A 26,628-nucleotide genomic window follows, 5' to 3' on the forward strand; every position below is an offset into this window, starting at 1 on the left:
CTTTCTCCCGGCAAGAGCGGGGAGAGGGAGATGCTACACCGCCGCCGTATCATGCTCCCTCGCAAACTCTCCACCCGGAATCGAATCGAGCAGCGCCCGCGTATAGGGGTGCTTCGGGTTGCCGAACACTTCACCCGCGAAACCGTGCTCCACCACTTCACCGTCCTTCATCACGGCGACGAGGTCGCAGATCTGCGCTGCCACCCGCAAATCATGAGTGATGAAAACGATCGACAGCCCGAGCCGCGCGCGCAATTCCGCAAGCAGTTTCAGCACCTGCGCCTGCACCGAGACATCGAGCGCCGACACCGGCTCGTCCGCGACCAGCACGTCCGGTTTCAGCGCCAGTGCCCGCGCCAACCCGATGCGTTGCCGCTGGCCGCCGGAGAATTCATGCGGATAGCGGTCGGCGGAGGAAGGATCGAGCCCGACCAGGGCGAACAGTTCCTTCGCATCCGCAATCGCCTTGGCGCGCGGGGTGCCGTGCACGATCGGGCCCTGCGCCACAAGCTCGGCCGCCTTGCGGCGCGGATTGAGCGAGGCGAACGGGTCCTGAAACACCATCTGGATATGCCGCGTCTCGCGGCGGACTTTTTCGCGCGTCATCTTCGCCCAGTCATTGCCATCGAGCACGATCGACCCGCTGTCCGGATCGATCAGCCGCACGATGCAGCGCGCCAGCGTCGATTTGCCGGAGCCGGATTCGCCGACGATGCCGAGCGTCGCGCCGCGCGGCAGGCTGAGCGACACGTTCTTGACGGCCGGCGTCACCCGCGCGCCGCGTCCCAAAAAGCCGCCGGTTCGATAGGTCTTCGAGACGTCCGTGATCGTCAGGATATTGTCATCCGAAAGTGCGCGCGGCGGCGGCGCTTTCAGCGGCGGCACGGCAGCGATGAGCTGCTTGGTATAGGCGTGCTGCGGATGGTGCAGCACGTCGGTTGCCGTGCCTTGTTCGACGATGGCACCATGCTGCATCACCACCACGCGGTCGGCGATCTCGGCGACCACGCCGAAATCATGGGTGATGAACATGACCGCAGTCTTGCGGCGCTGCTGCAGGTCGCGGATCAATTTCAAAATCTGCGCCTGCGTGGTGACGTCGAGCGCGGTGGTCGGCTCGTCCGCGATCAGCAGTTTTGGATCGAGCGCCAGCGCCATCGCGATCATGGCGCGCTGGCGTTGCCCGCCCGACAGCTCGTGCGGATAGGCTTTTGCCGCCACCTTCGGATCGGGGATTCGTACGTCCGCCAGCAGCGCCAGCACCCGCGCATTGATTTCGATCTTCGACAATTCGGTGTGGATCGAAAACATTTCGGCGATCTGGTCGCCGATGGTACGCAGCGGATTGAGCGCCGTCATCGGCTCCTGGAAGATCATGGCAATGCCTGCGCCGCGCACCTCCCGCATTTCGGCAACAGATGCCGCGCAGAGATCGCGGCCTTCGAACAGTGCCTGGCCGCCGTCGATCGTCACTTCATTGGGCAACAGCCGCATGACGGCATTCGCCATCATCGACTTGCCGGAGCCGGATTCGCCGACCACGCAGAGGATTTCGTTCGATGCGATCTCCAGCGACACCTCCCGGAGCGCATGCGTCCGGTCAGCGCCGCGGGGCAGGCGGACGCTCAAATGCCCGAGCGAGAGGATGGCTTCTTGCCCGCTCATCGCCCCTTGAGCCTCGGATTGAGTGCGTCGTTGAGCCCTTGGCCGACCAGCGAAACCGCGAGCACGGTAACCAGGATGGCAATGCCGGGGATCGCGGAGACGTACCATTGTACGCGCAGCACGTCGCGACCGAGGCCGATCAGGTTGCCCCAGGACGCCACGTTGGGATCGGACAGCCGCAGGAAGGCCAGCGCGCTTTCAAGGAGTATCGCGACCGCCATCACCACGCTGGCATAGACGATGACAGGCGGCAGCGCATTGGGCAGGATTTCGCCGAAGATGAGCTGGATGTTTTTCATCCCCAGCGTCCGGCCGGCCTGGACGAATTCGCGGTTGCGCAACGACAAAAATTCCGCGCGGGTCAGCCGCGCCGGTGCCGGCCATGACACCACGCCGACCGCGATGGTGACGGTGGTCAGCGTCGAGCCGAACACGGCGACCAGCACCAGCAGCAGCACGAAATTCGGCAGGGTCTGGAACGCCTCGGTGACCCGCATCAACACATTGTCGACCCAGCCGCCGTAATAGCCGGCGAAGGCGCCGACCAGGATGCCGATCAGGATCGCAATCGCGGTCGCGACGCCGCCGATCAGCAGCGAAATCCGCGCGCCATAGAAAATCTGGGCGGCGATATCGCGGCCCGAATTGTCGGTGCCGAGCAGAAAGCGCGGATTGGAGAACGGCCAGATCAGCGGGCGGCCGGCCAGCGCCAGCGGATCGCGTGGATAGAACCAGCCGGCCGAGATCGCCATTGCGATCACGATCACGAGCAGGATCAGGCCTGCGACCGCGGCGGGACTTCTGAAATAGCGCTTGACCGCATCCATCGCCTTAACCCGCCGTGATGCGCGGATCGAGCCGCGCATAGATCAGGTCGACGACGAAGTTGACTGATATCACAAGCAGCGCCGAGACGAACACGATTCCCAAGAGCGTATTGAGGTCGCGCTGCACCACCGATTCATAGGCGAGCCGCCCGAGGCCGGGCAGTGAGAACACGCTTTCGACCACGACCGATCCGCCGAGCATGGTGCCGGCCTGCAGCCCGATCAGCGTCACCATCGGCAATAACGCATTGCGCAACACGTGCCGCGTCACCACGCGGGTCTCGTCAAGGCCCTTTGCACGCGCGGTTCGGACATAATCGAGGTTAAGCACTTCCAGCATCGAGGCGCGCATGATGCGCAGGTAGATCGCGAGAAAGATCAGCCCCAGCGTCAGCGTCGGCAGCACCAGATGGCTCGCGATATCGAACACGCGCCAGATGCCGGTTCGCACCGTGCCGATGTCCTCGAACCCGCCGGGCGGCAGCCATTGCAGGTAAACGGAAAACACCACGATCGCCATCAGTCCGAACCAGAACGAGGGCGTCGCGTAGAAGATCAGGCCAAGCGTCGAGATCAGCGTATCCGGCCAGCGGTTGACGCCGCGGGCGGCGATCACGCCGAACACGAGCCCGAAGAAGAACGCGAATGACAGCGAGGCGGTCATCAAGAGGATCGTCGGCGGCAACCGTTCCAGAATGACCGACGCCACCGGCTTGCCGTAGATCGAGGAGAAACCGAGATCGAGCCGCACCAGCCGCCAGAGATAATTGCCGAGCTGGGCCGGGATCGAGAGGTCGAGCCCGTAGAATTTTCGCAGCTCCTTGGCGGTCGCGGCGTCGCCGCCGCCCATCTGCGCCATCATGGCGTCGACAGTATCGCCCGGCGCGAACTGCAGCAGCAGGAACACGCCGATCAGGATCAGGATAAGGGTCGGGATCGAGGCGGCAAGCCGCCGCCCCGCAAGGCCAAGGATGCGCATGAACCTATCTTGGCGGATATCGGCTTAAGCCGAAAGCCAAAGATCGTGCCAGCTCGTCGAGCCCCAGCGCGGGGTGTTGGAGTGGTTGCGCGCCTTCGCCGTAATCGTGGTGACGAAAATCTGCTCGATCGGCATCCAGACCGGCAGCTCGGTATTCACTTCCTTGACGAACTGGGCATAGAGCGCCTTGCGCTTCACGGGGTCGACTTCGGTCGCGGCGTCGTCGATGGTCTTGTCGACGTTCTTGTCTTCCCAACCCCACTGGTTGGTCCAGGGCGCGCCCTTGGGCTGGCCCGAGCGGTACCAGACCGTGGTCGAGACGGCGGGGTCGTTGCGGTACTGGTGCCAGCCGGTGGCGATATCGAAGGCGTGCTCGTCATAGACCTGCTTGAGAAAGCCGCCGCCATCGTTGCGCACGATCTCGACCGGGATGCCGATCTCGCCCAGGGACTGCTGGATGAAGGTCGACCACAGCGAAATGTCCTCGCCCCAGGGCGCGGGCAGCAGCTTTAGCGAGAAGCGCGTGCCGCCGCGGCCTGCCTTGAAGCCGGCTTCGTCCAGCAGGGCTGCGGCCTTCGCCTTGTCGTACGGATATTGCGGCGTGTTCGACCCCGGATAGAAATCGGTCGACGTCGAGGGGATCGGTCCGGTGCCGAGCTTGGCGAAATCGCCGAGAAAATTGTCGATGAAGAACGGCACGTTGATCGCGTGCGCGATGGCACGGCGAACCTTGGTATCGGACAGTTCCTTGCGGCGAAAGTTGAACTCGAGCGTATTGGTGCGCGCATTGCCTTCATTGCCTTTGGTGGAGACGATGAAGCGCTTGTCCTTGCCGAGCCGCGCGAGATCCGAGATCGTGAGCCCGGAGAACGGCGAGTAATGCAGCTCGCCCGCTTCCATCTGGGCCGCCGCGGCGGCGCGGTCCGTGATCACGCGCCAGACGATACGATCGAGATAGGGCGCATTGGGCCGCCAGTAATTCTCGTTGCGGTCGGCGATGACATATTGCCCGCGCTCATATTTGACGAACTTGAACGGGCCGGTGCCGACGGGCGCAAGGTTGGTCGGGTTCTGCCTGATATCGCCGCTCTCGTAGAGGTGCCTCGCCGAGACATAGCCGAGGTCGGGCAGGGCGCGGAGCAGCAGGTTCAGCGGCATCGGCCGCTCGTATTTGAAGATCGCGGTCTCGGCGTCCGGCGTCTCGACAGCGGTCAGGAACAGCTGCAGCGTCGATCCGTAATTGAGGATCTTCTTCCACATGTTCATGGCGGTGAATTCGACGTCGGCCGAGGTGAACGGCTTGCCGTCGTGCCAGGTGATGCCCTTGCGCAGCTTGAAGGTCACGGTCTTGCCGTCGGGCGAGGCCTCCCAGCTTTCGGCGAGCACGCCGACCGGCTGGCCGTTGGCGTCGAGATCGACGAGGTTTTCCTGGATCTTGCCGCCGATGATGTAGACTCCGGTGGAAGCCTGAATGCTCGGGTTGAGCTGGCGCTGCTCGGCGCCGTAATGGACGTTGAACACGCCGCCCTTGCGCGGCGTTTCCTGGGCAAAGGCCCGCATCGGATTGATCACGTTGGCCGCGATGGCCGCCGACGTCAGCAGCGCGGTGCGGCGATTGATCTCAAAACGCGTCAAATCCATGCGAAGTCTCCGGACACACTATTGATGGCGGACCGTTCAGGCGTCCGCCTTGCGAGGGATGTTACGCTGGAACGGGAACGCGAGTCATTTTCTAATCGCTGTGTGAAGCGGAAAATCCTTTCTGAAAACAACGTGCTCACCGCTTGTTCAGCCTGCTCATTTGGCGCACTGGCGCGACGATCAGGGCTCGCCAGAATAGTGGCGGAGGGGCGGGCGCAGTCTCAGATTGCCGCGAAAAGCGCCCGGATAAGGTGCCTCAAAGCCCTTAAAAACAGGGTCCGGCGGCTCCGGAGGCCTAAAAACCAGCCAAAATTGGACGAATCACTTCAACTCGACTAGCGAGATAGTTGTGCAGAATGTCGGAAACCCTGTTTTTTAGGCGGTTTCCGCCATATCGTCGCCTGTGCCAGAATCAATGGAGCAACCATGGCCACCCAAATGTCTAAGTCGCAGCTGATCGAAAAGATCGCGACCACCACCGAAGTCTCGAAGAAGGAAGTCAAGGGCGTGATGGAAGCGCTCGTTGACGTTGGCCACAAGGAGCTGAAGAAGAACGGGGTGTTCCTCGTCCCCGGCTTCGCCAAGTTCGTCGTGGTCAAGAAGCCCGCGACCAAGGCTCGTAAGGGCACCAACCCCTTCACGGGCGAGGAAATGATGTTCAAGGCCAAGCCGGCCCGCAAGATCGTCCGGGCCCGCCCGGTCAAGGCCGCCAAGGACGCGGTCTAAGAAAAGCGAAAAGGCCTCCGGCAACGGGGGCCTTTTTGTTTGCGGCCGCCGCGCTCCCCGGATGCTGCACAGCGCGCCGCACTTGCGGCGTGGTGCGCTGCTGGTCCGGGGTTCAATGCGCGGTAGCCGCTGGGTCTCGGCTCTGCGGAGCAGCGCTGCGCGCTGCACCGCGTCCGGGACACGAGAGACGGATTGGCAAGAGCGATATCGGCTTACACCACCGGCGAGCGGCCGCCATCGACATTGATGGCGGTGCCGGTGATGAACGATCCCTGATCGGAGGCGAGGAAGCAGGCCAGGTTGGCGAATTCCTCCGCCGTGCCGATGCGCCCCAAGGGCGTGCCCTTGGCGAGGTTTTTCGCAAACACCTCGAAATCCATGTCCGGCGCTTGCGCCGCGTGCCGCTTCACCCATTGATCGCTCATGATCAGCCCGACCAGCATGGCATTGACCAGGATGTTGTGCTCGCCGCCTTCGCCAGCCATCACCTTGGTCAGCGCCATGCCGGCTGCCCGCGATACCGAGGTGGGGGCCGAGGACGCCGCCGGCGCCTTGGCGTAGGTATTGAGCACATTGATGATGCGGCCCCATTTGCGCGCCTTCATGCCTGGCCAGACCAGCCTGGAGAAGCGGATCGCGGCAAACAGTTTCAAGTCGAGGTCTTCCTGCCAGGCTTCGTCACTGATGTTCTCGAACGCCATCGTCCGCGCCGTGCCCGCGTTGTTGACGAGGATGTCGACCGGGCCGAGATCGGCGACAATCTTCTCATGCGCCTTCGCGATGTCGGCCGCCTTGGCGACGTCGCAAACATAGTCGCGGAGCTCGAGGCCGTCGTTCGCGAGCAGTTCCCGTGCCGCCTTCAGGTCGGCCGCGCCGCGCGCGAGGATCGCGACCTTGGCGCCGGAGGCGGCGAATTGCCTTGCGACCGCGAGCCCAAGACCCTTGCTGCCGCCGGTGACGATGGCGACTCTATCCTTCATCGTGACTTGCATGTGGTTCTGCCTATGCGTTGAGCCGAAACCGGTCGCGCGAAAATCGTTCGACCGTCGGAGGTGAGGAACAGGGAGATAAACTCTCCGTCCGTTTCAACATTCAAAATTCCATTTTATTGACGATCCCATTGTTGCCGCGCATCATCTCAAGCGTCAACTTCAGCGGAACGAGAAGCAGAAACTCTCGTCGGGACTGAGCCAAATCAAACAATTCACGGTGCCAGGCGGCAGCGCGTCCTGCGTTGCGCGAGCGTGGTCGCGTGCCTGCGGCATAAGGAGAAGAAGAATGTCGAAAGAAAAGCAGCCCGGCACACAAGTGTTGGACCGGCGCACGCTGTTGCGCTCCGGTGCGGCCGCAGCGCTGGCGGCGCCGCTCGGCGTTATCGGTGCGCAGGCGCTGCCGTTTCGCGCTGCAACGCCCGGGATCGACTTCTCGGAATTTCCGATCTGCCGGACGGCGTCGGACGCACCGCCGATCGCAGGTGCGCCACGCAAGTTGAAACTTTCGTGGAATGCCGGCGCGGTCTGTCTCGCGCCGGTTCCGATTGCGATCGAGTACGGCTTTTTCCAGAAGCACAATCTCGACGTCGAACTCGTCAACTACAGCGGCTCGACCGACCAACTCCTGGAAGCGATCGCCACCGGCAAGAGCGATGCCGGGCTCGGGATGGCGCTGCGCTGGCTGAAGCCGCTGGAGCAGGGATTTGACGTCAAGATCGCAGCGGGTACCCATGGCGGCTGCATGCGCGTGCTGACGCGTACCAGTTCCGGTGTCGACAAGCTCGCCGATCTCAAGGGCAAGATCGTAGCCGTCGGCGATCTCGCCGGACCCGACAAGAATTTCTTCTCGATCCAGCTCGCCAAGCTTGGCATCGATCCCAACAAGGAAGTCGATTGGCGCGCCTATCCTGGGAATCTTCTCAACCTTGCGGTCGAGAAGGGCGAGGTCCAGGCGTTCCTGGCTTCGGATCCGCTCGCTCACCTCTGGCTGAAGGACTCCCAATACAAGGAAGTCGCCTCCAACCTCGATGGCGAATACCGCGACAAGAGCTGCTGCATTCTCGGGCTGCGCGGCAGCCTGGTGCGGGACGAGCCGCAGGTCGCGCGCGCCATCACACAAGCGCTGCTGGATGCGGCGATGTTCACCTCGCAGAACCCGGACAAGGCTGCGAGATCGTTCCAGCCCTATGCGCCAAAGGCGGCGACGCTGGCCGATCTCGAAGCGATGGCGCGTTACCATACCCATTACCATCATCCCGTCGGCGATGTGCTCAAGCGCGAACTGAAGGGTTATGCCGACGATCTGAAGACGGTTTCGGTCTTCAAGCCCAGCACCGATACGGCCAAATTCGCGGAGAAGATCTATGTCGACGTATTCGGTGTCTGATGCGATTTCCGTCGAGGGCTCGCGCGCATCCAGCTCCCGCGCGGAAGCGATCGGCGATTGGCTGAAAAGCTCCGGCATCGGGGTTGCCGCGGCCGCTGCCTGGGTATCGTTCGGTCTGTCATGCCTGTGGTGGCCGGACCTCGGCGACTGGTCGCGGACCTACGCGCTCGGCATTGCGGCATTCGTGGTCGCAGCGGTGGCGCTGTTTGGCACGCTGAGCGCTGACTTCCTTGGCCCCGCGGGGCCCGCCCTGCGCCGCCGCGCGCCTTGGCTTGTCGCGCTCGGCCTGTTCCTGACGCTGTGGGAGGTCGCGACCGCAAAGTTTGCGTGGCTGCCGTTGCCATTTTTTCCGCCGCCGCAGGCCATCCTCGAAGTCTATACGGACGATCTGCCAAAGCTGCTCGACAGTGTCTTCGCCTCGGTGAAACTTCAGCTTGGCGGATATATCATCGGAGCCACCATAGGGTTTCTGACCGGCGTCTCGATCGGCTGGTCGCGAAGCGTCGGATACTGGGTGCACCCGGTGCTGCGCTTCATCGGCCCGCTGCCGGCAACTGCGTGGCTTCCGATCGCCTTCTTCACCTTTCCCTCGAGCTGGAGCGCCAGCACGTTCCTGATCGCGCTGGCGACCGGCTTTCCCGTGACCGTGCTCACCTGGTCGGGTGTCGCGAGCGTGAGCAACGCCTATTACGACGTCGCGCGCACGCTCGGCGCCAAGCCATCGTTCCTCGTGCTCAAGGTCGCTATACCGGCAGCGCTGCCGCATGTGTTCGTCGGATTGTTCATGGGTCTCGGATCGTCGTTCGCCGTGCTCGTGGTGGCGGAAATGATCGGCGTCAAGGCCGGGCTCGGCTGGTACCTGCAATGGGCGCAGGGCTGGGCGGCCTACGCCAACATGTATGCGGCGCTGATCGTAATGTCGCTGCTGTGCTCCGGCGCCATCACGCTGCTGTTTCGGACGCGCGACCGGTTGCTGGTCTGGCAGAAAGGTGTCGTCAAATGGTAGCGCAAGAATTGGTAGTGCAGGCCTTGGCTGAGTCGCTCGCCCGTCACGCGGCCGGCGCCGCGCTCGATGTCGAGCATGTCAGCCATGCCTTCGATATCGATGGCGCCGCACTCCCTGTGCTCGAAGACGTGAATCTGATCATCGAGCCCGGCGAATTCGTCGCCCTGCTGGGACCATCCGGCTGCGGCAAGTCCACCTTGTTGCGGCTGGTAGCGGGGCTGGAGAAACCCGGATCCGGTGTCCTGCGGGAAGACGACAACCGCATCAAGGGACCGCATCCCTCTCGGGTGGTCGTGTTTCAGGATCCGACCTTGTTTCCCTGGCGCTCGGTCTGGGACAATGTCGCCCTCGGCCTGGAGGCGCAGGGCATCCTGAAGAGCCAGCGGCAGCGGGTCGACTCGGCGCTCGATCTCGTCGGCTTGTCGGCGTTCCGCAACGCCTATCCGCATCAGCTGTCGGGCGGCATGGCACAGCGCGTGGCGCTGGCGCGCGCTCTCGTCAACGACCCGAAAATCCTCATCCTCGACGAGCCGCTCGGCAAGCTCGACTCGCTGACGCGGATCACCATGCAGGCCGAACTTGTCTCGCTCTGGCAACGCAAGGGCTTTACCACCCTGCTCGTCACCCACGACGCGGAAGAGGCGCTGTTTCTCGCCAATCGCGTGATCGTTCTCAGCGACCGGCCCGCACGTGTCAAAGCCGACATCCTGGTGGACCGGCCTTATCCGCGCCATCGCGGCGATCCCTACCTCGCCGGCCTGCGCAAGCAGATTCTCGGCCTACTCGGATTGGACGCCACATGGTGACGGCATCGGGCCACATCGCGGCGAGAGAGTCGCAACGGCAGAACGAGCCTGACCACGTGGCGCGCGCGGCGCTGCTGGCCAAGGCATTCGCGGAGCGGGCGCCCGTCCACGACCGCGATGGCAGTTTTCCTTTCCGAAATTTCGAGGATTTGTCGGAGGCCGGACTGCTGGCCCTGACCGTCCCGGCCGCGCTTGGCGGCGGGGGCGCAGGCGCCGCGGAGGCGGCACGTATTCTTGGGATCATCGGTAAGGCCGATCCGTCGACCGCGCTTGTGCTGTCGATGCATTACATCCAGCACCTCGTGATGGCGCGGAGTTCGCGCTGGCCCGCCCGGCTGTCCCGCAAGCTCGCCCGCGAGACGGTCGAAGGCATTGCTCTGGTCAACGCCCTTCGTGTCGAACCCGAACTTGGATCGCCGGCGCGGGGAGGACTGCCCGCGACGATCGCCCGGCGCACCGAAACCGGATGGCGGCTGTCGGGCCGCAAGATCTATTCAACCGGCGCGCCGATCCTGAAATGGTATGCGGTCTGGGCCAGAACCGATGAAGCGGCAACGCGCGTCGGCTTGTTTCTGGTTCCGGCCGGCCTTCCGGGTACGCGGATCATTGAGACCTGGGATCATCTTGGCCTTCGCGCCAGCGGAAGCCACGACATCGTCTTCGAAGACGTGATCTTTCCGCTCGACCACGAGATCGACGTCCGCTTGCCGGACGAGTGGCGAATGCCTGACTTCACCCAGGCCACGGTCGGTGCCATTTTCATCGCCGCCATCTATGATGGCGTCGCACGCGCAGCGCGCGACTGGCTGATCGGCTTTTTAGGGGATCGCGTCCCGGCCAACCTCGGCGCGCCGCTGGCAACCGTGCCGCGGGCGCAGGAAGTGCTCGGCGGCATCGAAGCGCGGCTTGCGGTGAATGCGCGCCTGATCGGCAGTTTCGCCGATGATTTCGATGATAATTTGCCGCTCAGCGCCATCGAGTCCAACATCGTCAAGCTGACGGTGACGAACAATTCGGTCGCCGTGGTCGAGGATGCGCTGTCGCTGGCGGGCAATCATGGCCTGTCGCGAACCAACCCGCTGCAGCGGTATTATCGCGACGTGCTGTGCGGGCGCGTTCATACCCCGCAGGACGACACCACCCGAATATCCGCCGGCCGTCTCGCGCTCGGCCTGTGAACCTTCCCCAAACCGGAGCCATATCATGTCCGTCGAGTTCATCGGATTCATCTCGAACAACAATTCCTCCGAGACCATCGTGCGGTCCGGTCCCGTCCTCGATCCAACGCACATCGAGACGGTGGCCAAAGCGCACGAGCTTGCCGGCTTCGACCGCGCGCTGCTGGCGTTTCATTCGACTACGCCCGATGCGCTGCAGATCGGCCAGCACGTGCTCGGCATCACCAGAAAACTCAAGGTCATGATCGCGCAGCGGCCGGGCTTCACGGCGCCGACGCTGCTGGCGCGCCAGCTCGCCACCCTCGACCAGCTTTCCGGCGGCCGCGTATCGCTTCACGTCATCACCGGCGGCAACGCCAGTGAATTGCGCCAGGATGGCAACACGCTCGACGACAAGGATGAGCGATACGCGCGGACCAGCGAGTTCCTCGACATCGTCCGCGCCGAATGGAGCAGTGAGAAGCCGTTCGATTACGACGGGAAATATTACAAGGTCGAGAAGGGCTTTTCGCAAGTGAAGCCCTCACATCCCGGCGGGATCTATACGTTCGTCGGCGGCGGCTCGGATGCGGCCATCAAGGTGGCCGCCAAACACGCTGACACCTTTGCGCTGTGGGGCGAATCCTATGCGCAGGTTCGCGACGTCACCGCCCGCGTGCGTGCCGCGGCCGCGAGATACGGCCGGCCGACGCCACGCTTCAGCCTGTCGGTGCGGCCGATCCTGGCCGAGACCGAAGAAAAGGCCTGGGCCAAAGCCAATGATATTCTCGCCCGCGCCACGGCGCTGCAGGACGAGACCGGCTATCGCAAACCGGCCGACGGTCATGCGACCGCCGGCGCGCGGCGTCTGCTGGCGCTGGCGGAGCAGGGCACGCGGATCGACAAGCGGCTGTGGACCGAGATCGCCAAATTGACCGGTGCGAACAGCAACACCACGGCGCTGGTCGGCACGCCCGAGCAGGTGGCTGAAGTGTTCGGCGATTATTACGATCTCGGCATCAGCCATTTCCTCATCCGCGGCTTCGATCCCCTGATCGATGCCATTGAATATGGCCGCGAGCTCATTCCGCTGACGCGAAAACTCATTGCCGAACGCCAGTCGACGCATGGGGTAGCCGCGCAATGATCCGTCTCACGCTTGCTGCCGGGCTGTTGCTCGGCTCCGCCATCATCGCTTCCGCGCAGGCCACGCTTCGGGTCGGCGACCAGAAAGGCAATTCGCAGGCCGTGATGGAGGCGGCGGGCGTGTTGAAGGACGTTCCCTACAAGATTGAGTGGAAGGAATTTCCCGCCGCAGCGCCGCTTCTGGAAGCACTGGGTGCCGGCGCGATCGAAACCGGTCTGGTCGGCGACGCGCCGTTCACCTTCGCCGCCGCTGCCAACGTGCCGGTGAAGGCGATCGCCGCGGTCCGACAGTCGCGAGACGGGCTCGCGGTGCTGGTGCCGGAGCAGTCGCCGATCAACAGTTTCGACGATCTGCGCGGCAAGAAGATCGCCACCGGCCGTGGCTCGATCGGCCACCAGTTGATCCTTGCCGCACTGGAGGCGAGGGGATGGAAGTCGGATGATGTCCAGATCGCATTCCTCGCGCCGTCGGATGCCAAGGTCGCCTACACGCAGGGCTCGGTCGATGCGTGGTCGACCTGGGAACCTTATGTCAGCCAGGAAGAGGTGCTGTTCAAATCCCGCCGCGTCATCACCGGGGAGGGCATCACGCCCGGCCTGGGCTTTCAGGTCGCGACGCCCACAGCCATCCGGGACAAGCGCTCCGAGCTTGAGGATTTCGTGCGCCGTCTCGCCGCGGCGCGGGCATGGTCCGCCGGGAACGTGAGCAGCTATGCCGAGACCTGGGGCAAGCTGATGAACATTCCAACGTCAGTGCCGCTCAACTGGCTGACCCGGGCGAAGATCAAGATCACACCGATCGATGACGGCGTCATTGCCGACGAGCAGAAGACCATCGATCTCTATTTCCGCTCGGGGCTCATCAAGCAGAATCTCAAGGCGGCCGATATCGTCGACCGGACGTTTTCCGAGGCGATTGGCAAGGGGGCCGGCCTGTAACGGCCGCTCCCGCGCAATGACGAACGCGTGAAGGCCGGAAATACCATGCGGTTCGGGTGGCGCTTCAGACAAGGATTTTTCCCGTTTTCCGCGGTTGGGAATGACAAACTTGCTATTTTCGAAAGCGTCTTGTGGTGACCGGCAGGCGGACCAAGATCAAACAGAACAAACAATGGAGTCCAGCACCATGGGCCTGCAACAAGCAAAACTCGAATCGCTTCCCTTCGTGACGGCCGAGCTGAACTATCTTGCGCCGACCCCGGGAAAGCCCCGTACCTACGCCTTCGACCCGCCGCCGGGCGAACCCAAATCCACTGCGCTGCCCGAACCGCACAATGTCCCGATCTTCGACGCGCGCCTGATCGCCGGCAACCTCTCGCTGGACCGTGAAGGTTTCGCGCTGGTCCGCCATCCCACGATCGTCAAGAATTTTTACGACGATAAGGAAGTGAAAGGCGTCTATTATCCCGCCGTGGAAGCCTTCCTGAAGGCGACGCTGAAGGCCGACCGCGTCGTCATCTTCGATCACACCGTGCGCAGGCGCGTCGATGGCGCCGCGGATGTCAGGGGCGCCGGGCCGCGCCAGCCGGCCACGCGGGTCCATGTCGACCAGACGGATAAATCAGGCGCCAACCGCGTTCGCGAACATCTGCCCGCCGAGGCCGAGGAGCTTCTGAAGGGACGCGTGCAGGTCATCAATGTCTGGCGGCCGATCCGCGGGCCGCTGCGCGATACGCCGCTTGCGATGTGCGACGGCCAGACGATCGAGCCGGGCGATCTCGTCGCCTCCGACCTGATCTATCCGAACCGCAGCGGCGAGACCTATTCCGTAAAATACAATCCGAACCATCGCTGGTACTACATCCCGGAAATGCGGACCGACGAGGCGCTGCTGCTGAAGTGCTACGATTCCGCAACCGACGGCCGCACGCGGTTCGGACCGCATACCGCCTTCACCGATCCGACCACACCGGCCGACGCAGTCCCGCGTGAAAGCATTGAGCTGCGGACACTGGTGTTCCACCGGAACTGATCGTCGCGATCAGCCGGATTCGCGTTCCCACCCTATTGGTGATAACTCGCCCTGAAGCAGTTTCGGGGCGAGACAGTTCATGGACGGCAAGGCCGATGACGCGGGGATTAACATCCGCGCACTGATTTTTGCGCTTCTGGCGCTGGCCTGCGGCCACATGCTGTCGACGCTGCTGCGGACCATTCCGGCCATCAGCCTCGACGTGATGGCGGCTGACTTCCGCACCGCCCCGCAGACGCTGGCGAGCCTCACCTCGATCTATCATTTCGCCTTCGCCGCCTCGCAAATTCCGGTCGGCGCCGCGATGGATCGTTTTGGCGTCCGGCCGGTTTCTCCGAGCCTCTTGATGGGAACCATCGTCGGCGCGCTGGCGTCGGGGCTCGCCACCGGGCCGGAGAGTTTTGTGTTCGGGCAATTCCTGCTCGGCGTCGCCACCTCGGGCATGCTGATGTGTCCGATGACACTGGCTGCCAAGCAGATGTCGGCGGCGCGGTTCGGCCTGTGGTCGGGGATCATCCTGTCGATCGGCAATATCGGCATGCTGCTGTCGGCGAGCCCGCTGGCCTTTGTCGTCGAACTCTGGGGGTGGCGCGCGGGATTCTGGATCTCGGCGGGCTTCGGCGCCGTGGTGGCGATGGCCGTGTTTGCACTGGTTCCGAAACAGCCGGCGGCGCACGCGGATAATTCCTCGCCGCTGTCGCAAATGGCTGAGGTCCTTCGAATCGGCCTGTCGTATCAGCTTCGCGGCTTGATCGCGCTGGCGCTGGTGTCGCTGGCGGCCACGCTGGTGTTGCGCGGATTGTGGGGAGGTCCGTGGCTGATGGAGATCAAGGCGCTTGGCCGCATCGAGGCAGGCAATGCGCTTGGCCTGTTTACGCTCGCGTTGATCGCCGGACCGGTGCTGATGGGAATTCTCGATCGCAGCATCGGCCACCGCCGCGAGCTGCTCGCCGCTACCCATTCCCTCGTGGCCTTGTTGCTCGTCCTGATGGCCGCCGGCGCGCCGCATTATCCGCTGTCGGAACTGTTCGGGGTGACCGCGTTGCCGCCGCTATTTGACGGCGTGCTCCTGGTGCTGATCGGCCTTGCCATCTCGGCGCAGCCGCTGCTCTTCGGCATGACACAACAACTGGCCGGCGCGCAGAATGCCGGCAAGGCGCTGTCGGCCATCAACCTTGCGTTCTTCCTCGGGACCGCGCTGATGCAATCAGCGACAGGCGTAGTGGCAACGATCTTTGGCCTGCCCGCAGTGCTGCTATTCATGGCCGCGACCTTGATCATCGGGACGATTGTGTTTTTGATATACACGTAGGATAGGTCGAGCGCAGCGATACCCATCATGCCAGTTTGAGAGATGATGGGTATCGCTTACGCTCCAGCCATCCTACGATGAGGTTCAAGGAGCGCGCATGTACCCGGATCCGAACTCGTCCTCGCAAAAAATGTACGACCGCGCGCTGGCGAGCCTGCCGGGTGGCAACACCCGCACCACCGTGTTCATGAAGCCGTATCCGATCTACGCCGCGCGCGGCGAGGGCTGCCGGGTCTGGGATCTCGACGGCAACGTCTATATCGACTGCATCAACAATTTTACGTCGCAGATCCACGGCCACGCCCATCCCGCATTGATCAAGGCAGCGACGGCACAGCTCGCGCTGGGCTCAGCGTTCGGTCTTCCGACCGCGTCCGAGGTAGATCTCGCTGAACTTCTGGTGTCGCGTTTGCCGTCGGTCGAACAGGTCAGGTTTGCCAATTCCGGCACCGAGGCCGTGATGATGGCGCTGAAGGCGGCGCGGGCGCATACCGGTCGCCCCAAGATCGCCAAATGCGAGGGCGCCTATCACGGCTCCTATGACTACGCCGAGGTGAGCCTCGATCCGACACCGGAAGCCTGGGGCCGCAACGCCCCGGTCTCGGTCGCCTACGCCAAGGGCACGCCGGAGAATGTGCTGGCCGACGTCATCACCATTCCCTTCAACGATACCGAAGCGGCCGTCAGCCTGATCCTCGAGCATGGGCGGGAGCTCGCCTGTGTGCTGGTCGATCCCATGCCCAACCGTGCCGGTCTCGCGCCGGCGGACCGGGCCTATCTGAAGGCATTGCGAAAGGTCACGCGCGAGATCGGCGCGCTGTTGATTTTCGATGAGGTCATCACCTTCCGTCTCGGCTATCGCGGCGCGCAGCGCATCTGGAATATCGATCCTGATCTGACCACGCTCGGAAAAATCATCGGCGGCGGCTTTCCGGTCGGCGCGATCGGCGGCCACCGGGATGTCATGGCCGTGTTCGATCCGCGCCCGGGCAAGCCGGCGCTGCCGCATGGCGGCACGTTCTCCGCCAATCCGGTGACGATGCGCGCGGGGATCGCTGCAATGGAGCTGCTAGACGCTGCGGCCTTTGCGCGGCTTGATGCGATGGGCGAGACGGTTCGCTCCGGCATCGACGCTGCGTTCAAGCGCCACGGCGTGCCCGGCGGTACGGTGGGCTTAGGCTCGCTACTGAAGATTCACTTTGTCGACCGACCGGTCCGCGATTATCGTTCGGCCTATTTGAGCGAGGAGGAGGCGCGGCGTCAGGCGGTTTTCAATCGCGCATTTCTCAATTGCGGCGTGCTGGCGGCGGGCAACGGGTTGATGGCATTGTCGACCCCGATGACGGATGCCGACATACATGCGATCATCGACGCGGCATCGGGCGCGCTTGAAGAAGTCGCAGGCACGCTGTGACCAACGATATTGTGCAGGATTGAGCGACTTGTCCGCCGTGGCTCGAAGAGCGAAGGCGGATACCCATCATCGCCAGCGCATGATAGTGATGGGTTTCGCAAGGGCTCTGCCCATCCTACGAAACGAATAACAACGGCACCGAATGTCCGCCAAGATCGATCCCATCACGCGCTCCGTCGTCCAGCACCGCCTCAGTTCGATCGTGAAAGAGATGGGCGAAGCCATGCTTCGCACCTCCTATTCGCAGATCCTCAATTCCAGCCGCGATTTTTCGCTGGCGATCTGCGACACCGGCGGAAGGCTGATCGCGCAGGCCGATCATCTGCCGGTTCATGTCGGCGCGCTGCCATGGGCGACGCTCGCGGTCGAGGAACGGTTCAAGGATGTCAAGTCGGGCGACGTCATCCTGCTCAACGATCCCTATCACGGCGGCAGCCATCTGCCTGATCTCACCGCCTTCGTCCCGGTCTTCGCCGGCGGCAAGCGTCTGCTCTGGACCATCGTGCGCGCGCATCAGAGCGATATCGGCGGCGCCACCCATGGCGCCTATAATCCCGCCGCCACCGAGATCTATCAGGAAGGCCTGCGCGTCCCGCCGATCAAGCTCTATGAAGCCGGCAAGCTGCGCGACGACCTGCTCGATCTCCTGGCGCTGAACATTCGCAACCCCCGCGAATTCCGCGGCGACCTCGCCGCAATGCTCGGCGCGGCCCATCTCGGCGAGCGGCGGCTGTCGCGGCTGTTTGCCGAGTTCGGCTCGCCTGTCGTCGAAGCGGCGGTCGAAGCGATCCTCGACGCGACGGAGCAGCAGACGAGGGCTGTCGTTTCGACCTGGAAGGACGGCGTCTTCCACGGCGAGGCGTTTCTCGACGATGACGGCCATGGCCGCACCGACATCCGCATCGCCGCCAAGGTGACCAAGAAGGGCAGCGACGTCGAGATCGACCTGTCCGACTCCGACCCGCAATCCACCAGCTTTGTGAACTCCTCGCACGCCAATATGCAGGCGGCGGTGGCGATGGCGTTTGCCTATCTGATCGACGCCGAGATCCCAAAAAACACGGGCGCGCTGCGACCGCTGAAGGTCGTTGCAAAACAGGGCACGGTGGTGTGGGCTGATCCGGGCCGGCCGGTAACGCTGTGCACCAGCCATCCCTCGAATGAAATCGTGGAAGCCATCGTGAAGGCGCTGTCGGCGTCGTGCCCGGAGCGCGCGATGGCGGGCTGGAGCCGGAGGTTCCGGATCGCGATCCAGGGCGAGGACCCGCGCACCGGAAAAAACTTCATCTGGCACCTGTTCCAGGCGCGTCCCGGCGGCGGCGCATCGTCAGGCGGCGACGGCTGGTCGTCGATCGGCGAATGGCACTCCGTCGGCGGGCTGAAGTTCGGCAGTCTCGAAGTCGCCGAAGTGCGCTTTCCCCTGCATTTCCGCACGCATGAATTCCGCCCCGGCTCGGGCGGCGACGGCCAGCATCGCGGCGGCCTCGGGGTCTCTCTCGATCTGGTGCTGGAAACCCAGAAGATCGCAAAAGGAAACACCGCAGGCGATGGCGCGCGGCATGGCCCCTGCGGCATGCTCGGCGGCGAGGACGGCAAGCCGCATCACTATCGCTTGTTGTCCGAAGGCCGCGAGCCGCGCGTGTTGCGCACGAAGGAAGTCGGCATCGAGCTGCGCCCTGGCGATTGTCTCGAGATACGCTCCTCCGGTGGTGGCGGCTGGGGACCGCCTGCAAAACGATCGGCCGAGGCGCGCCGGCGCGACCGCGAGCAGGGCCTGACGGACGCCGCAGCGGAGCAGGCGTCCTCATGATGTTCAGGATAGGCGTTGACGTCGGCGGAACCTACACCGATCTCGTGGCCACCGATGAGAGCGGGCGAACGGTATTCGCGAAATCGCCATCGACCCCGGCGGATCAGTCGCTCGGCGTGATGGCAGGGCTCGATGAACTGGCGCGGCGCTTGAACGTCACGCGCGCGGAAATGCTCACGGCGACTGACCGGCTGGTTCATGGCACCACGGTCGCGACCAACGCGCTGCTGGAGCGCAAGGGCGCAAAAGTCGCGCTGCTCACCACGGAAGGCCATCGTGACGTCATCGAGATGCGCGAGGGTCTCAAGCCCGATCGCTATGACCTGCGCTCGCCGCCGCCGGAGCCCTTGGCGCCGCGCGAACGGCGTTTTGGTGTCAATGAGCGGCTGAAGGCCAGCGGCGACGTGCTGATTCCGCTGGATGCGAAATCGCTCGACGACGCGATTGCCGCCATCAAGCAGTCAGGCGCGACCTCGGTCGCCGTGTGTTTTCTGCATTCCTATCTCAATCCCGTGCATGAACTCGCCGCCGTTGAGCGGCTGACGCAGGCGCTGCCCGGCATCAGCATCTCGCGCTCCAGCGATGTGCTGCCGCAGATCAAGGAATATGAGCGTGTCTCGACCACGATCGTGAATGCCTATGTCGAGCCGATCGTGCGCCGCTATCTGAAAAATCTCGAAATGCGGCTCGCCGAGGCCGGGTTCAAGGGCAGCCTCTTTGTGGTGCTGTCGCATGGCGGCATGGCGCCCGTCGAGGAAGCCTCGCGGCTCGCCGCAGGCACCGTATTGTCCGGACCCGCCGGCGGCATGTCCGGCGGAAGGCGCTGTTCTGAGCTCGTCGGTATTCCCGATCTGGTGCCATTCGACATGGGCGGCACCTCTACCGACATCTCGCTGATCTCAGGCGGGCAGGCGTCCTTGTCCGCCGACGGGATGCTGGCCGGCCAGCGCATCGCGCTGCGCAGCCTCGATATCGCGAGCATCGCGGCGGGCGGCGGTTCGATCGCCAGCGTCGATGCCAGCCGCACGTTGCGGGTGGGGCCGGAAAGCGCGGGCTCGCTGCCGGGCCCGGCCTGCTACGGCAATGGCGGGCTGGCCGCGACCGTCACGGACGCCAATGTTGTGCTCGGCTATCTCGATGCGGCCGCCTTCATGGGCGGAAAACGCCCGCTCGATCGCGCAGCGTCGGAAGCCGCCGTCGACCGCATCGCGAAGTCCATGGAGCTGTCACGCGTGGAAGCCGCCGCCGGCATCTATCGCATGATCAATCTGAACATGGCCGACGGCATCCGCCTGATGACGCTGCGCCGTGGCGTCGATCCCCGAAAGTTCGCGCTGCTGAGTTTTGGCGGCGCCGCAGGCCTGCACGCGGCGGAAGTCGCGCGGGAACTCGAAATCAAGCGCATCGTCGTGCCGACGGTGGCCTCGGTGCTGTCGGCCTGGGGCATGCTGACCAGCGATCTCCGCTACGAAGTCAGCCGCACGCATTATGGCGCTAGCGCCCGCATCACCGCCGATGAAGTGCGCGAGCTCTTTGCCGGACTGGAGCAGCAGGCCGCCGGCCGGCTGCGCTCATGGTTCAACGGAAAGATTGCAATCGAACGCTCCGCCGAGATGCGCTACGGCGAGCAGATCTTTGAAATCGACGTCTCGCTCGACGGCCTCGACTGGAACGCCGCCAACCTGGTGGATCAGATCGAAGACCGTTTTCACGTCAGGCACGAGGAATTATACACCTACGCCTCGCGCGGCCAGGAAGTGGTCTTCGTCAACGCGCGCGTGGCAGCCGTCGGCGAAGTCGCGCGGCAGGACGAGGGCGCGCGGGAGGCCGCGGCGTCGAGCGTTTGTTTGCCACGCAGCCGGCGGCAGGCCTTCTTCGGCGACTGGAGCGAAGTTTCGGTCTATTCGCTCGACGAACTGCGGCCCGGCCATGCCCTGACTGGTCCCGCGATCATCGAGGCCGAGACCACGACGGTACTGATCGACACCGGCGATCGGGTCACGGTCAACGCGCTGGGCTGGCTGGATATCGCGCTGCGCTGATGCGATGAAGCTCGTAGGGTGGGCAAAGCGAAGCGTGCCCACCATTTTCCGTCAACGCTGACCGATGGTGGGCACGGCGCTAAGCGCCTTTGCCCACCCTACGCGGCCAACATTTGATTTCAATAACCCGATTTTGCACGCTATCATCGCGGCCGCTGGGTGGCGTCACAAGCTCCCGCGAGCTTGGCGTTCGAGGCCGCGCTGATGAAAACAAGAATAAAATGGCTGCTACCAGCCTTCTTCGTCGTATTGTTGTTGGCCTCGATTTCGGCCGCCCTGCAGCCAGGCCAAGCTGCCGGCGTGACCGACACTGAAATCCGCATCGGCAACATCATGCCCTATACCGGGCCGCTGGCCGCGTTCGCTTCGATCGGCAGGGCGGAGGCCGCCTATTTCGACATGATCAACGAGCGCGGCGGGATCAATGGGCGCAAGATCAGGTTCATCTCCCGCGACGACAGCTCAAATCCGAGAACGGCGGTCGAGCACACAAGTGAACTGGTCGAGCAGGAGCGCGTGCACCTGATGTTCGGATCGTTCGGCACGCCGAGCAATCTGGCGACGCGAACCTATCTCAACGAGCGGAGTATCCCGCAGCTCTTTGTCGCTTCCGGCGACGAGGAGTGGGCGCACCCGAAGCGATTTCCGTGGACGATGGGCTGGCAGCCGACCTTCCGCGCCGAGGGTCGGATTTATGCCAACTACATCCAGGCCGCCTATCCGAGCAAGAAGATCGCCGTGCTGTGGCAGAACGATCAGTTCGGCCGCGATCTGTTCCGGGGATTGCAGGAGGGGCTCGGCCTCACCGCCAACATGATCGTGGCCGACATCGCCATCGATGCAGACATGTCCATCGATGCCCAGGTTGACATCCTCAAGAACTCCGGTGCTGAAGTGCTCGTGCTCAATTGCGCGCCGCCGATCTCGGCGCGTGCCATCCGCAGGGCGGCCGAGCTGGATTGGCATCCCGTCCTGCTGCTGGTCAATGCGGCGGCTTCGATCGCCAACGCGCTGAGGCCGGCGGGGCTTCAGAACGCCGTCGGCGTGATCTCTACCTCGTTCCTGAAGGACGCCAGCGACGCCGCCTGGAAGGAAGACCCCGCCATCAAGGGGTGGCTCGCGTTCATGGACAAGTATTATCCCGACGGCGACAAGGACGATAGCTACGCCATCTTCGGCTACGCGGCCGCCGAAACCCTGGTCCAGGTATTGACCCAGTGCGGCGACGACCTGTCGCGCGAGAACATCATGCGGCAGGCGGCGTCGCTGAGGAATTACCAGAGTCCGGTCGCGCTGCCGGGAATTGCGATCAACACCGGGCCGGCCGATTTCCACCCGATCGAACAGATGCGGCTGGTGCAATTCGACGGCAATTCCTGGCAGCCGATCGGCGACGTGATCGAGAGCGCGTTCGCGAGCCGGCCGAATGATAATTGAGAGTGTAGGGTGTAGGGTGGGCAAAGCGCAGCGTGCCCACCATCGATCCACACGCATTGTCAGGAATGGTGGGCACGCTTCGCTTTGCCCACCCTACGAAGTCTTCGTGCGGCCGCACACCTACTTCTTCTGCCCGTAATTCAACAGCCCGCCCTTGCTCTTCGGCGGATGGGCGCGTAGGCCTTCCTCGTTGGGTTCGGTGCCCCAGCCCGGGCGGTCCGGCATCACCAGATGACCATCGACGATCTCGGGCACGTGCGTGAACAGTTCGTGGTCCCACGCCAGGCGATCGATGTCGATTTCCATGATGCGCAAATTCGGCACGGCAGCGGAGAAATGCGCGTTCTGCATGGTGCAGAGGTGGCCGTAGAAATTATGCGGGGCGACGTTGACCTCGAAGTGCTCGGCGGCTGCGGCGATCTTCATTGATTGCCATATCCCGTTCCAGGGCGTGTCGATGATGGCGACATCCATCGCCTGTTCGTTGAAGTAGGGCAGGAATTCGCGCAGGCCCAGCAGCGTCTCGCAGGATGAGACCGGGTGCGGGCTCTGGCGGCGGATGTAGCCCAGCGCCTGCGGATTAAAAGTGTCGATCTCCACCCAGAACAAATCCATGTCCTTGATGGCGCGGAGAATCTTGAGGTAGCCTTCCGTCTTGGCGTTGAAGTTGAGGTCGAGCAGCAAATCGACATCGGGACCGGCGCCGTCGCGGATCGCTTCCAGATGCATGCAGAGGTTTCGCAGCACCTTGCGATCGACGTTGATCTCGGGCTCGAACGGCGAGCCGAAGCCCGGCCGCCAGCCCTGCGGCTTGCCGTCGGTGTAGACGAAGATGTTGGTCTTCATCGCCGTAAAGCCTTTTTCGCGCACCTCGCGGCCGATTCCTTTCACGCCGTCGAGATCGGTAATCGCCGGCTTGAACCAGTCGGGGTGATTGATGCGCCAGGTCGCGCAGTGCGACCAGTAGACCCGGATGCGGTCGCGTATCTTGCCGCCGAGCAGCTCGTAGCAGGGCACGCCCAGCGCCTTTGCCTTGACGTCGAGCAGCGCGTTCTCGATGGCGCCAAGCGCCAGCGCCACCACGCCGCCGGCGGCCGGCCGCGTTGCGGCAAACAGTTCGGCGTAAATCCGCTCATGCTGGAAGGCGTTCTTGCCGATAATGCGCGCCGCGAGGCGCTCGATCGCCGCGGTCACGCCGGGTGCGCCAAAGCCCTCATCGTACTCGCTCCAGCCGACGATGCCGTCTTCGGTCATGATCTTGACGAAGTGGTAGTTCCGCCAGCCGGCGTCGCAGGCGAGCGTTTCGACGCTTCTTACTTGAGTGGCCTTTTTCATGGTTTCCTGCCCCGGGGCTTGTTGTTGTAGTTGGCTGATAACAACAATGATTGGCGGGGCCGTCAATTGCAGGGCAGCGTATAAGGCAGGGCACGGCCTGCATGGTTCGCCCGGAGGAGCGCGGCGTTGCCGCGCTCCTCACCATGAGGATCTCAGACCTCATCCTGAGGCGCGCAAGCGCCGTCTCGAAGGATGCAGCCGGGCTAGCCCGTCGGACGAAACAGCGTCGGCTTCGGCCGCTCGAACACCTGCCGCCCGTTCTTGAATCCCATCAGCATGTCGGGCAGCTCTGCAATCGCGTTCGGCCCGCTGTCGGTGTCGAGGACGACCAAGTCGGCGGGATTGCCCGGCGCGATACCGTAATCCCCTAGGTTCATCAGCCGCGCCGGCAGCTCGGTGACGAGGTCGAGGCAGGCGTCGAATTCGCTGACGCCGGCATGCGCGACGTTGGCGTAGAAATTCGCCATCCGCAGCAGTGAGGCATCGCCGAACGGCGTGAAGGGATTGAGCACATTGTTGGTCGCGACCGAACACACGACGCCGTTTTCGACGAGCTTGTGCGCCACCGTCAGCCCCCGCGGCGCATTATGCGTCGCGTCGCGGCCCATCAGATAGAGATCGGTCGCGGGCAGCACGGTCACGGCGACGCCCGATTTGGCCAGCCGGGCTGCGGCGGCCTTCAGCCGGTCCGGCGGCAGCGCCGACAATTTCGTCGCATGACCGATCGCGACGCGACCCTGGTAGTTACGCCGCTCGGTCTGCCGGCAGACCTCTTCGAGATGCCACCACGACGGATCGAGATCGAAGTCGAGGTGTAGGTCGATATCGACGTCGAACTCCTGCGCCAGATCGAAAATTCTTTCGAGATGCGCGTTCGGGTCGGTGTCCATATAAGGACAGCCGCCGATTGCTTCGCCGCCGCCGCGCAGCGCCGCGATCAGCAGTTCCTCGGCGCCGGGATCGTTGGTCAGGCCTTCCTGCGGAAACACGCAGATCGAGAGATCGAGCGCCCAGGCATAGGCGCTCTTCAGCGCCTTGACCGCTTCGAAACCACGCAGCGCGATGCGCGGATCGATTTCCACATGGGTGCGCATGCGCGTGGTGCCATGCACGATGGCGCGCTCGATCACCCGCGCGCCGCGCGCGTACACGTCTTCCACCGTGAAATCCCGCTTCATCGCCGCGACCGCGGCGATGGCCTCCGCCACGCTGCCATGGTCATGCCCGCAACGGCCGAGCAGGCAGGCCTTATCGAGGTGAATATGCGTGTCGACGAACCCGGGCAGGGCGAGTTTGCCGCCGACCTCGATCTCGGCCGCTTCGCAGGCAAGCCGGGGTTCGATGGCGGTGATCCTCCCACCAGTGACACCGATATCGACTGTCGTGGCGGCAGACCGCGTCCTGGCGTTGCGGAAGATGAGGTCGAAGGCCGTTTTCGCGTTCATGGGTCCGGGCAGGGCTGGAGCTGGCCCCGAACCTAGCGGAAGCGCGCGCGCCGGGCAGCTCCAGATTGTGTGCAGTTTCGAGGCTCAATTGTTCAAAATATGTGCATGCAGTTTGACTGGCCGATTGTAGTATTATCCATCAGGAGAAACTGCCATGTCCGTTGCGAAAGCCGAACCCAAGGGAATGTCTGATGCAGAGGTGGTCGAGGCCTATCTCACCGCGTCGATGATCCCGGATCCTGAGGCGGCGGCCGCCTACATGAAGCCCGGCACGATCATCACCTTCACCGGCGGCCGGGAGTTCGACCATCCGCGCGGGCCGACCGGCTTCAACGCGGGGCGCTATCGCTGGGTCAAGAAGCAGATGGACCGTTTCGACGTCTGCCCCGGCGCGGACGAGACCGTCGTCTACAGCATCGGCGCGCTCTACGGCGAGTGGATCGACGGCACGCCGTTCGAAGGCAACCGCTACGTCGACCGCTTCGTGGTCAAGGGCGGCCAGATCGTGAAGATGGACGTCTGGAACGACAGCGCCGAGCGCATTCTGGTGCAGATGGGGATCGAGGCGTAGGGCTTGCTGATAGAGCCGTCATTGCGAGCGCAGCGAAGCAATCCATCGTGCGGCAAGCGGAGATGTGGATTGCTTCGCTGCGCTCGCAATGACGGAGCCCTCGGCTACCTCGCTCTGACCACCTTCGGCAGTTTCACCACGCGGGCACTATCCGCCTCGTCCGCATAGGGCGCCAGAATATCCAGCAAATCCCGGCCGCGCTGCGGGGCAGGGGCCACCAGCGCGCGATTTGCCACCGAATCCAGATGGCTGTGCATCAGGCTCATCACCTTGCTCTCGTCGCCCTTGACGAGCGCTGCAATAATCGCGCGATGCTCGTTGATCGCGCATTCCGACGAATGCGGGCGGCTGTACAGCGACAGCGTCAGGCAGCAGCGGTAGGCAACCTCGCTGACGTAGCGCACCAGGATCGGGCTGTTCGTCATATTGGCGAGCAGGATGTGAAATTCCGTCGCGAGCCGGATCGACACCGCGTCCGTACCGTCACGGGCGCGGTCCTCGGCGTCGACATGGGTATTGAGTTCCGCGACCTGGCTCTTGGTCAGCTTGCCGGCAAGTTGCCGCACCACCAGCCGTTCGAGTTCGATCCGGATATCAAAGGCATCGCGCGCCTCTTGCCAGCTCGGCGTCGCCACGACAGCAATCCGGTTGCGGCGAAGCTCGACGAGGCCTTCCGCGGCCAGTTGGCCCAGCGCATGGCGGGCGATGGTGCGGCTGACGCCGAACCTTTCTCCAAGCGAATCCTCCGGCAGTTTCGCGCCGGGCTCCAGCGCCTGCTCGATGATGGCGCGGCGAAGCGCGCGGCAGATCACGCCGACCTTGTCGGACGATTCAGCGGTTTTGCTGGCGGCGCGGGGCGCCATCGGCGAATCCTTAAACGTGTGCTTCGAATGGCGCTCTCTTATCACAATTGTGCACGGATCGAGCGCCTCAATTGCATGCAGTTTGAGGGCTGGAT

Annotated in this window: 22 protein-coding genes; 14 read left to right on the forward strand and 8 right to left on the reverse strand. The window is 63.7% G+C overall.

Annotation, left to right across the window (positions count from 1 at the left end):
• Nucleotides 1–33 precede the first annotated feature (33 nt).
• From IVB05_RS14420 to IVB05_RS14435, 4 genes are read right to left on the reverse strand one after another with little or no spacing between them, the layout of a single operon-like run.
• A complete protein-coding gene (locus IVB05_RS14420) occupies nt 34–1,665 on the reverse strand; it encodes an ABC transporter ATP-binding protein (RefSeq protein WP_247785009.1) in 1,632 nt (543 codons plus the stop codon).
• Nucleotides 1,662–2,492: an ABC transporter permease gene (locus tag IVB05_RS14425; RefSeq protein ID WP_247785010.1), complete on the reverse strand. Its 831-nt coding sequence runs from the start codon at nt 2,490–2,492 to the stop codon at nt 1,662–1,664. The genes IVB05_RS14420 and IVB05_RS14425 overlap by 4 nt, the downstream gene beginning before the upstream one ends.
• Nucleotides 2,493–2,496: 4 nt before the next feature.
• Complete coding sequence (locus tag IVB05_RS14430; protein WP_247785011.1) at nt 2,497–3,471, reverse strand: ABC transporter permease; 975 nt, start codon at nt 3,469–3,471, stop codon at nt 2,497–2,499.
• A 24-nt stretch (nt 3,472–3,495) separates the two neighbouring features.
• Complete coding sequence (locus tag IVB05_RS14435) at nt 3,496–5,112, reverse strand: ABC transporter substrate-binding protein (protein ID WP_247785012.1); 1,617 nt, start codon at nt 5,110–5,112, stop codon at nt 3,496–3,498.
• 426 nt (nt 5,113–5,538) lie between these two features.
• On the opposite strand from IVB05_RS14435, the gene IVB05_RS14440 reads away from it, so the two are divergent.
• Nucleotides 5,539–5,838, forward strand: coding sequence for an HU family DNA-binding protein (locus IVB05_RS14440; RefSeq protein WP_027536409.1), 300 nt, complete (start codon nt 5,539–5,541; stop codon nt 5,836–5,838).
• Nucleotides 5,839–6,050: 212 nt separating this feature from the next.
• Here IVB05_RS14440 and IVB05_RS14445 read toward each other — a convergent pair whose 3' ends face one another.
• Nucleotides 6,051–6,830, reverse strand: a complete 780-nt coding sequence (locus tag IVB05_RS14445; protein ID WP_247785013.1) for an SDR family oxidoreductase — start codon at nt 6,828–6,830, stop codon at nt 6,051–6,053.
• A 286-nt stretch (nt 6,831–7,116) separates the two neighbouring features.
• On the opposite strand from IVB05_RS14445, the gene IVB05_RS14450 reads away from it, so the two are divergent.
• The 12 genes from IVB05_RS14450 to IVB05_RS14505 all read left to right on the forward strand — a co-directional run bounded on the left by IVB05_RS14450 (nt 7,117) and on the right by IVB05_RS14505 (nt 22,319).
• Entirely contained in the window at nt 7,117–8,217 is a 1,101-nt protein-coding gene (locus tag IVB05_RS14450) for an ABC transporter substrate-binding protein (RefSeq protein ID WP_247785014.1), read from the forward strand.
• Nucleotides 8,195–9,223 (forward strand): ABC transporter permease subunit, encoded by a 1,029-nt coding sequence (locus IVB05_RS14455; RefSeq protein ID WP_247785015.1) that lies wholly within the window; start codon nt 8,195–8,197, stop codon nt 9,221–9,223. The genes IVB05_RS14450 and IVB05_RS14455 overlap by 23 nt, the downstream gene beginning before the upstream one ends.
• A complete protein-coding gene (locus tag IVB05_RS14460; protein WP_247785016.1) occupies nt 9,217–10,029 on the forward strand; it encodes an ABC transporter ATP-binding protein in 813 nt (270 codons plus the stop codon). The genes IVB05_RS14455 and IVB05_RS14460 overlap by 7 nt, the downstream gene beginning before the upstream one ends.
• The gene (locus tag IVB05_RS14465; RefSeq protein WP_247785017.1) at nt 10,023–11,207 is read left to right on the forward strand and encodes an acyl-CoA dehydrogenase family protein; all 1,185 of its coding nucleotides are present in this window, start codon (nt 10,023–10,025) and stop codon (nt 11,205–11,207) included. Before IVB05_RS14460 ends, IVB05_RS14465 begins: the two co-directional genes overlap by 7 nt.
• Before the next feature lie 25 nt (nt 11,208–11,232).
• The gene (locus IVB05_RS14470; RefSeq protein WP_247785018.1) at nt 11,233–12,333 is read left to right on the forward strand and encodes an LLM class flavin-dependent oxidoreductase; all 1,101 of its coding nucleotides are present in this window, start codon (nt 11,233–11,235) and stop codon (nt 12,331–12,333) included.
• The gene (locus IVB05_RS14475) at nt 12,330–13,271 is read left to right on the forward strand and encodes an ABC transporter substrate-binding protein (protein ID WP_247785019.1); all 942 of its coding nucleotides are present in this window, start codon (nt 12,330–12,332) and stop codon (nt 13,269–13,271) included. Before IVB05_RS14470 ends, IVB05_RS14475 begins: the two co-directional genes overlap by 4 nt.
• Nucleotides 13,272–13,458: 187 nt before the next feature.
• On the forward strand, nt 13,459–14,304 hold the full coding sequence (locus IVB05_RS14480) for a CmcJ/NvfI family oxidoreductase (RefSeq protein ID WP_247785020.1): 846 nt from the start codon (nt 13,459–13,461) through the stop codon (nt 14,302–14,304).
• 79 nt (nt 14,305–14,383) lie between these two features.
• Complete coding sequence (locus IVB05_RS14485; RefSeq protein WP_247785021.1) at nt 14,384–15,616, forward strand: MFS transporter; 1,233 nt, start codon at nt 14,384–14,386, stop codon at nt 15,614–15,616.
• Between the two features lie 97 nt (nt 15,617–15,713).
• Nucleotides 15,714–17,030 carry an aspartate aminotransferase family protein gene (locus IVB05_RS14490; protein ID WP_247785022.1) on the forward strand — a complete coding sequence of 439 codons (1,317 nt, stop codon included), beginning with the start codon at nt 15,714–15,716 and terminating at the stop codon, nt 17,028–17,030.
• 142 nt (nt 17,031–17,172) lie between these two features.
• Entirely contained in the window at nt 17,173–18,840 is a 1,668-nt protein-coding gene (locus IVB05_RS14495) for a hydantoinase B/oxoprolinase family protein (RefSeq protein ID WP_247785023.1), read from the forward strand.
• The gene (locus IVB05_RS14500) at nt 18,837–20,882 is read left to right on the forward strand and encodes a hydantoinase/oxoprolinase family protein (protein WP_247785024.1); all 2,046 of its coding nucleotides are present in this window, start codon (nt 18,837–18,839) and stop codon (nt 20,880–20,882) included. Before IVB05_RS14495 ends, IVB05_RS14500 begins: the two co-directional genes overlap by 4 nt.
• 204 nt (nt 20,883–21,086) lie before the next feature.
• Nucleotides 21,087–22,319 (forward strand): ABC transporter substrate-binding protein, encoded by a 1,233-nt coding sequence (locus tag IVB05_RS14505; protein ID WP_247785025.1) that lies wholly within the window; start codon nt 21,087–21,089, stop codon nt 22,317–22,319.
• 120 nt (nt 22,320–22,439) lie between these two features.
• Here IVB05_RS14505 and IVB05_RS14510 read toward each other — a convergent pair whose 3' ends face one another.
• A complete protein-coding gene (locus IVB05_RS14510; RefSeq protein ID WP_247785026.1) occupies nt 22,440–23,654 on the reverse strand; it encodes a mandelate racemase/muconate lactonizing enzyme family protein in 1,215 nt (404 codons plus the stop codon).
• Between the two features lie 203 nt (nt 23,655–23,857).
• The gene (locus IVB05_RS14515) at nt 23,858–25,099 is read right to left on the reverse strand and encodes an amidohydrolase family protein (RefSeq protein ID WP_247785027.1); all 1,242 of its coding nucleotides are present in this window, start codon (nt 25,097–25,099) and stop codon (nt 23,858–23,860) included.
• 154 nt (nt 25,100–25,253) lie between these two features.
• On the opposite strand from IVB05_RS14515, the gene IVB05_RS14520 reads away from it, so the two are divergent.
• The gene (locus IVB05_RS14520) at nt 25,254–25,670 is read left to right on the forward strand and encodes a nuclear transport factor 2 family protein (protein WP_247785028.1); all 417 of its coding nucleotides are present in this window, start codon (nt 25,254–25,256) and stop codon (nt 25,668–25,670) included.
• Nucleotides 25,671–25,774: 104 nt separating this feature from the next.
• Here the strand turns inward: IVB05_RS14520 and IVB05_RS14525 are convergent, their stop codons facing one another.
• Entirely contained in the window at nt 25,775–26,533 is a 759-nt protein-coding gene (locus IVB05_RS14525) for a GntR family transcriptional regulator (RefSeq protein WP_247785029.1), read from the reverse strand.
• Nucleotides 26,534–26,628: the final 95 nt, after the last annotated feature.

Source organism: Bradyrhizobium sp. 170 (genome assembly GCF_023101085.1).
Lineage (GTDB): Bacteria > Pseudomonadota > Alphaproteobacteria > Rhizobiales > Xanthobacteraceae > Bradyrhizobium.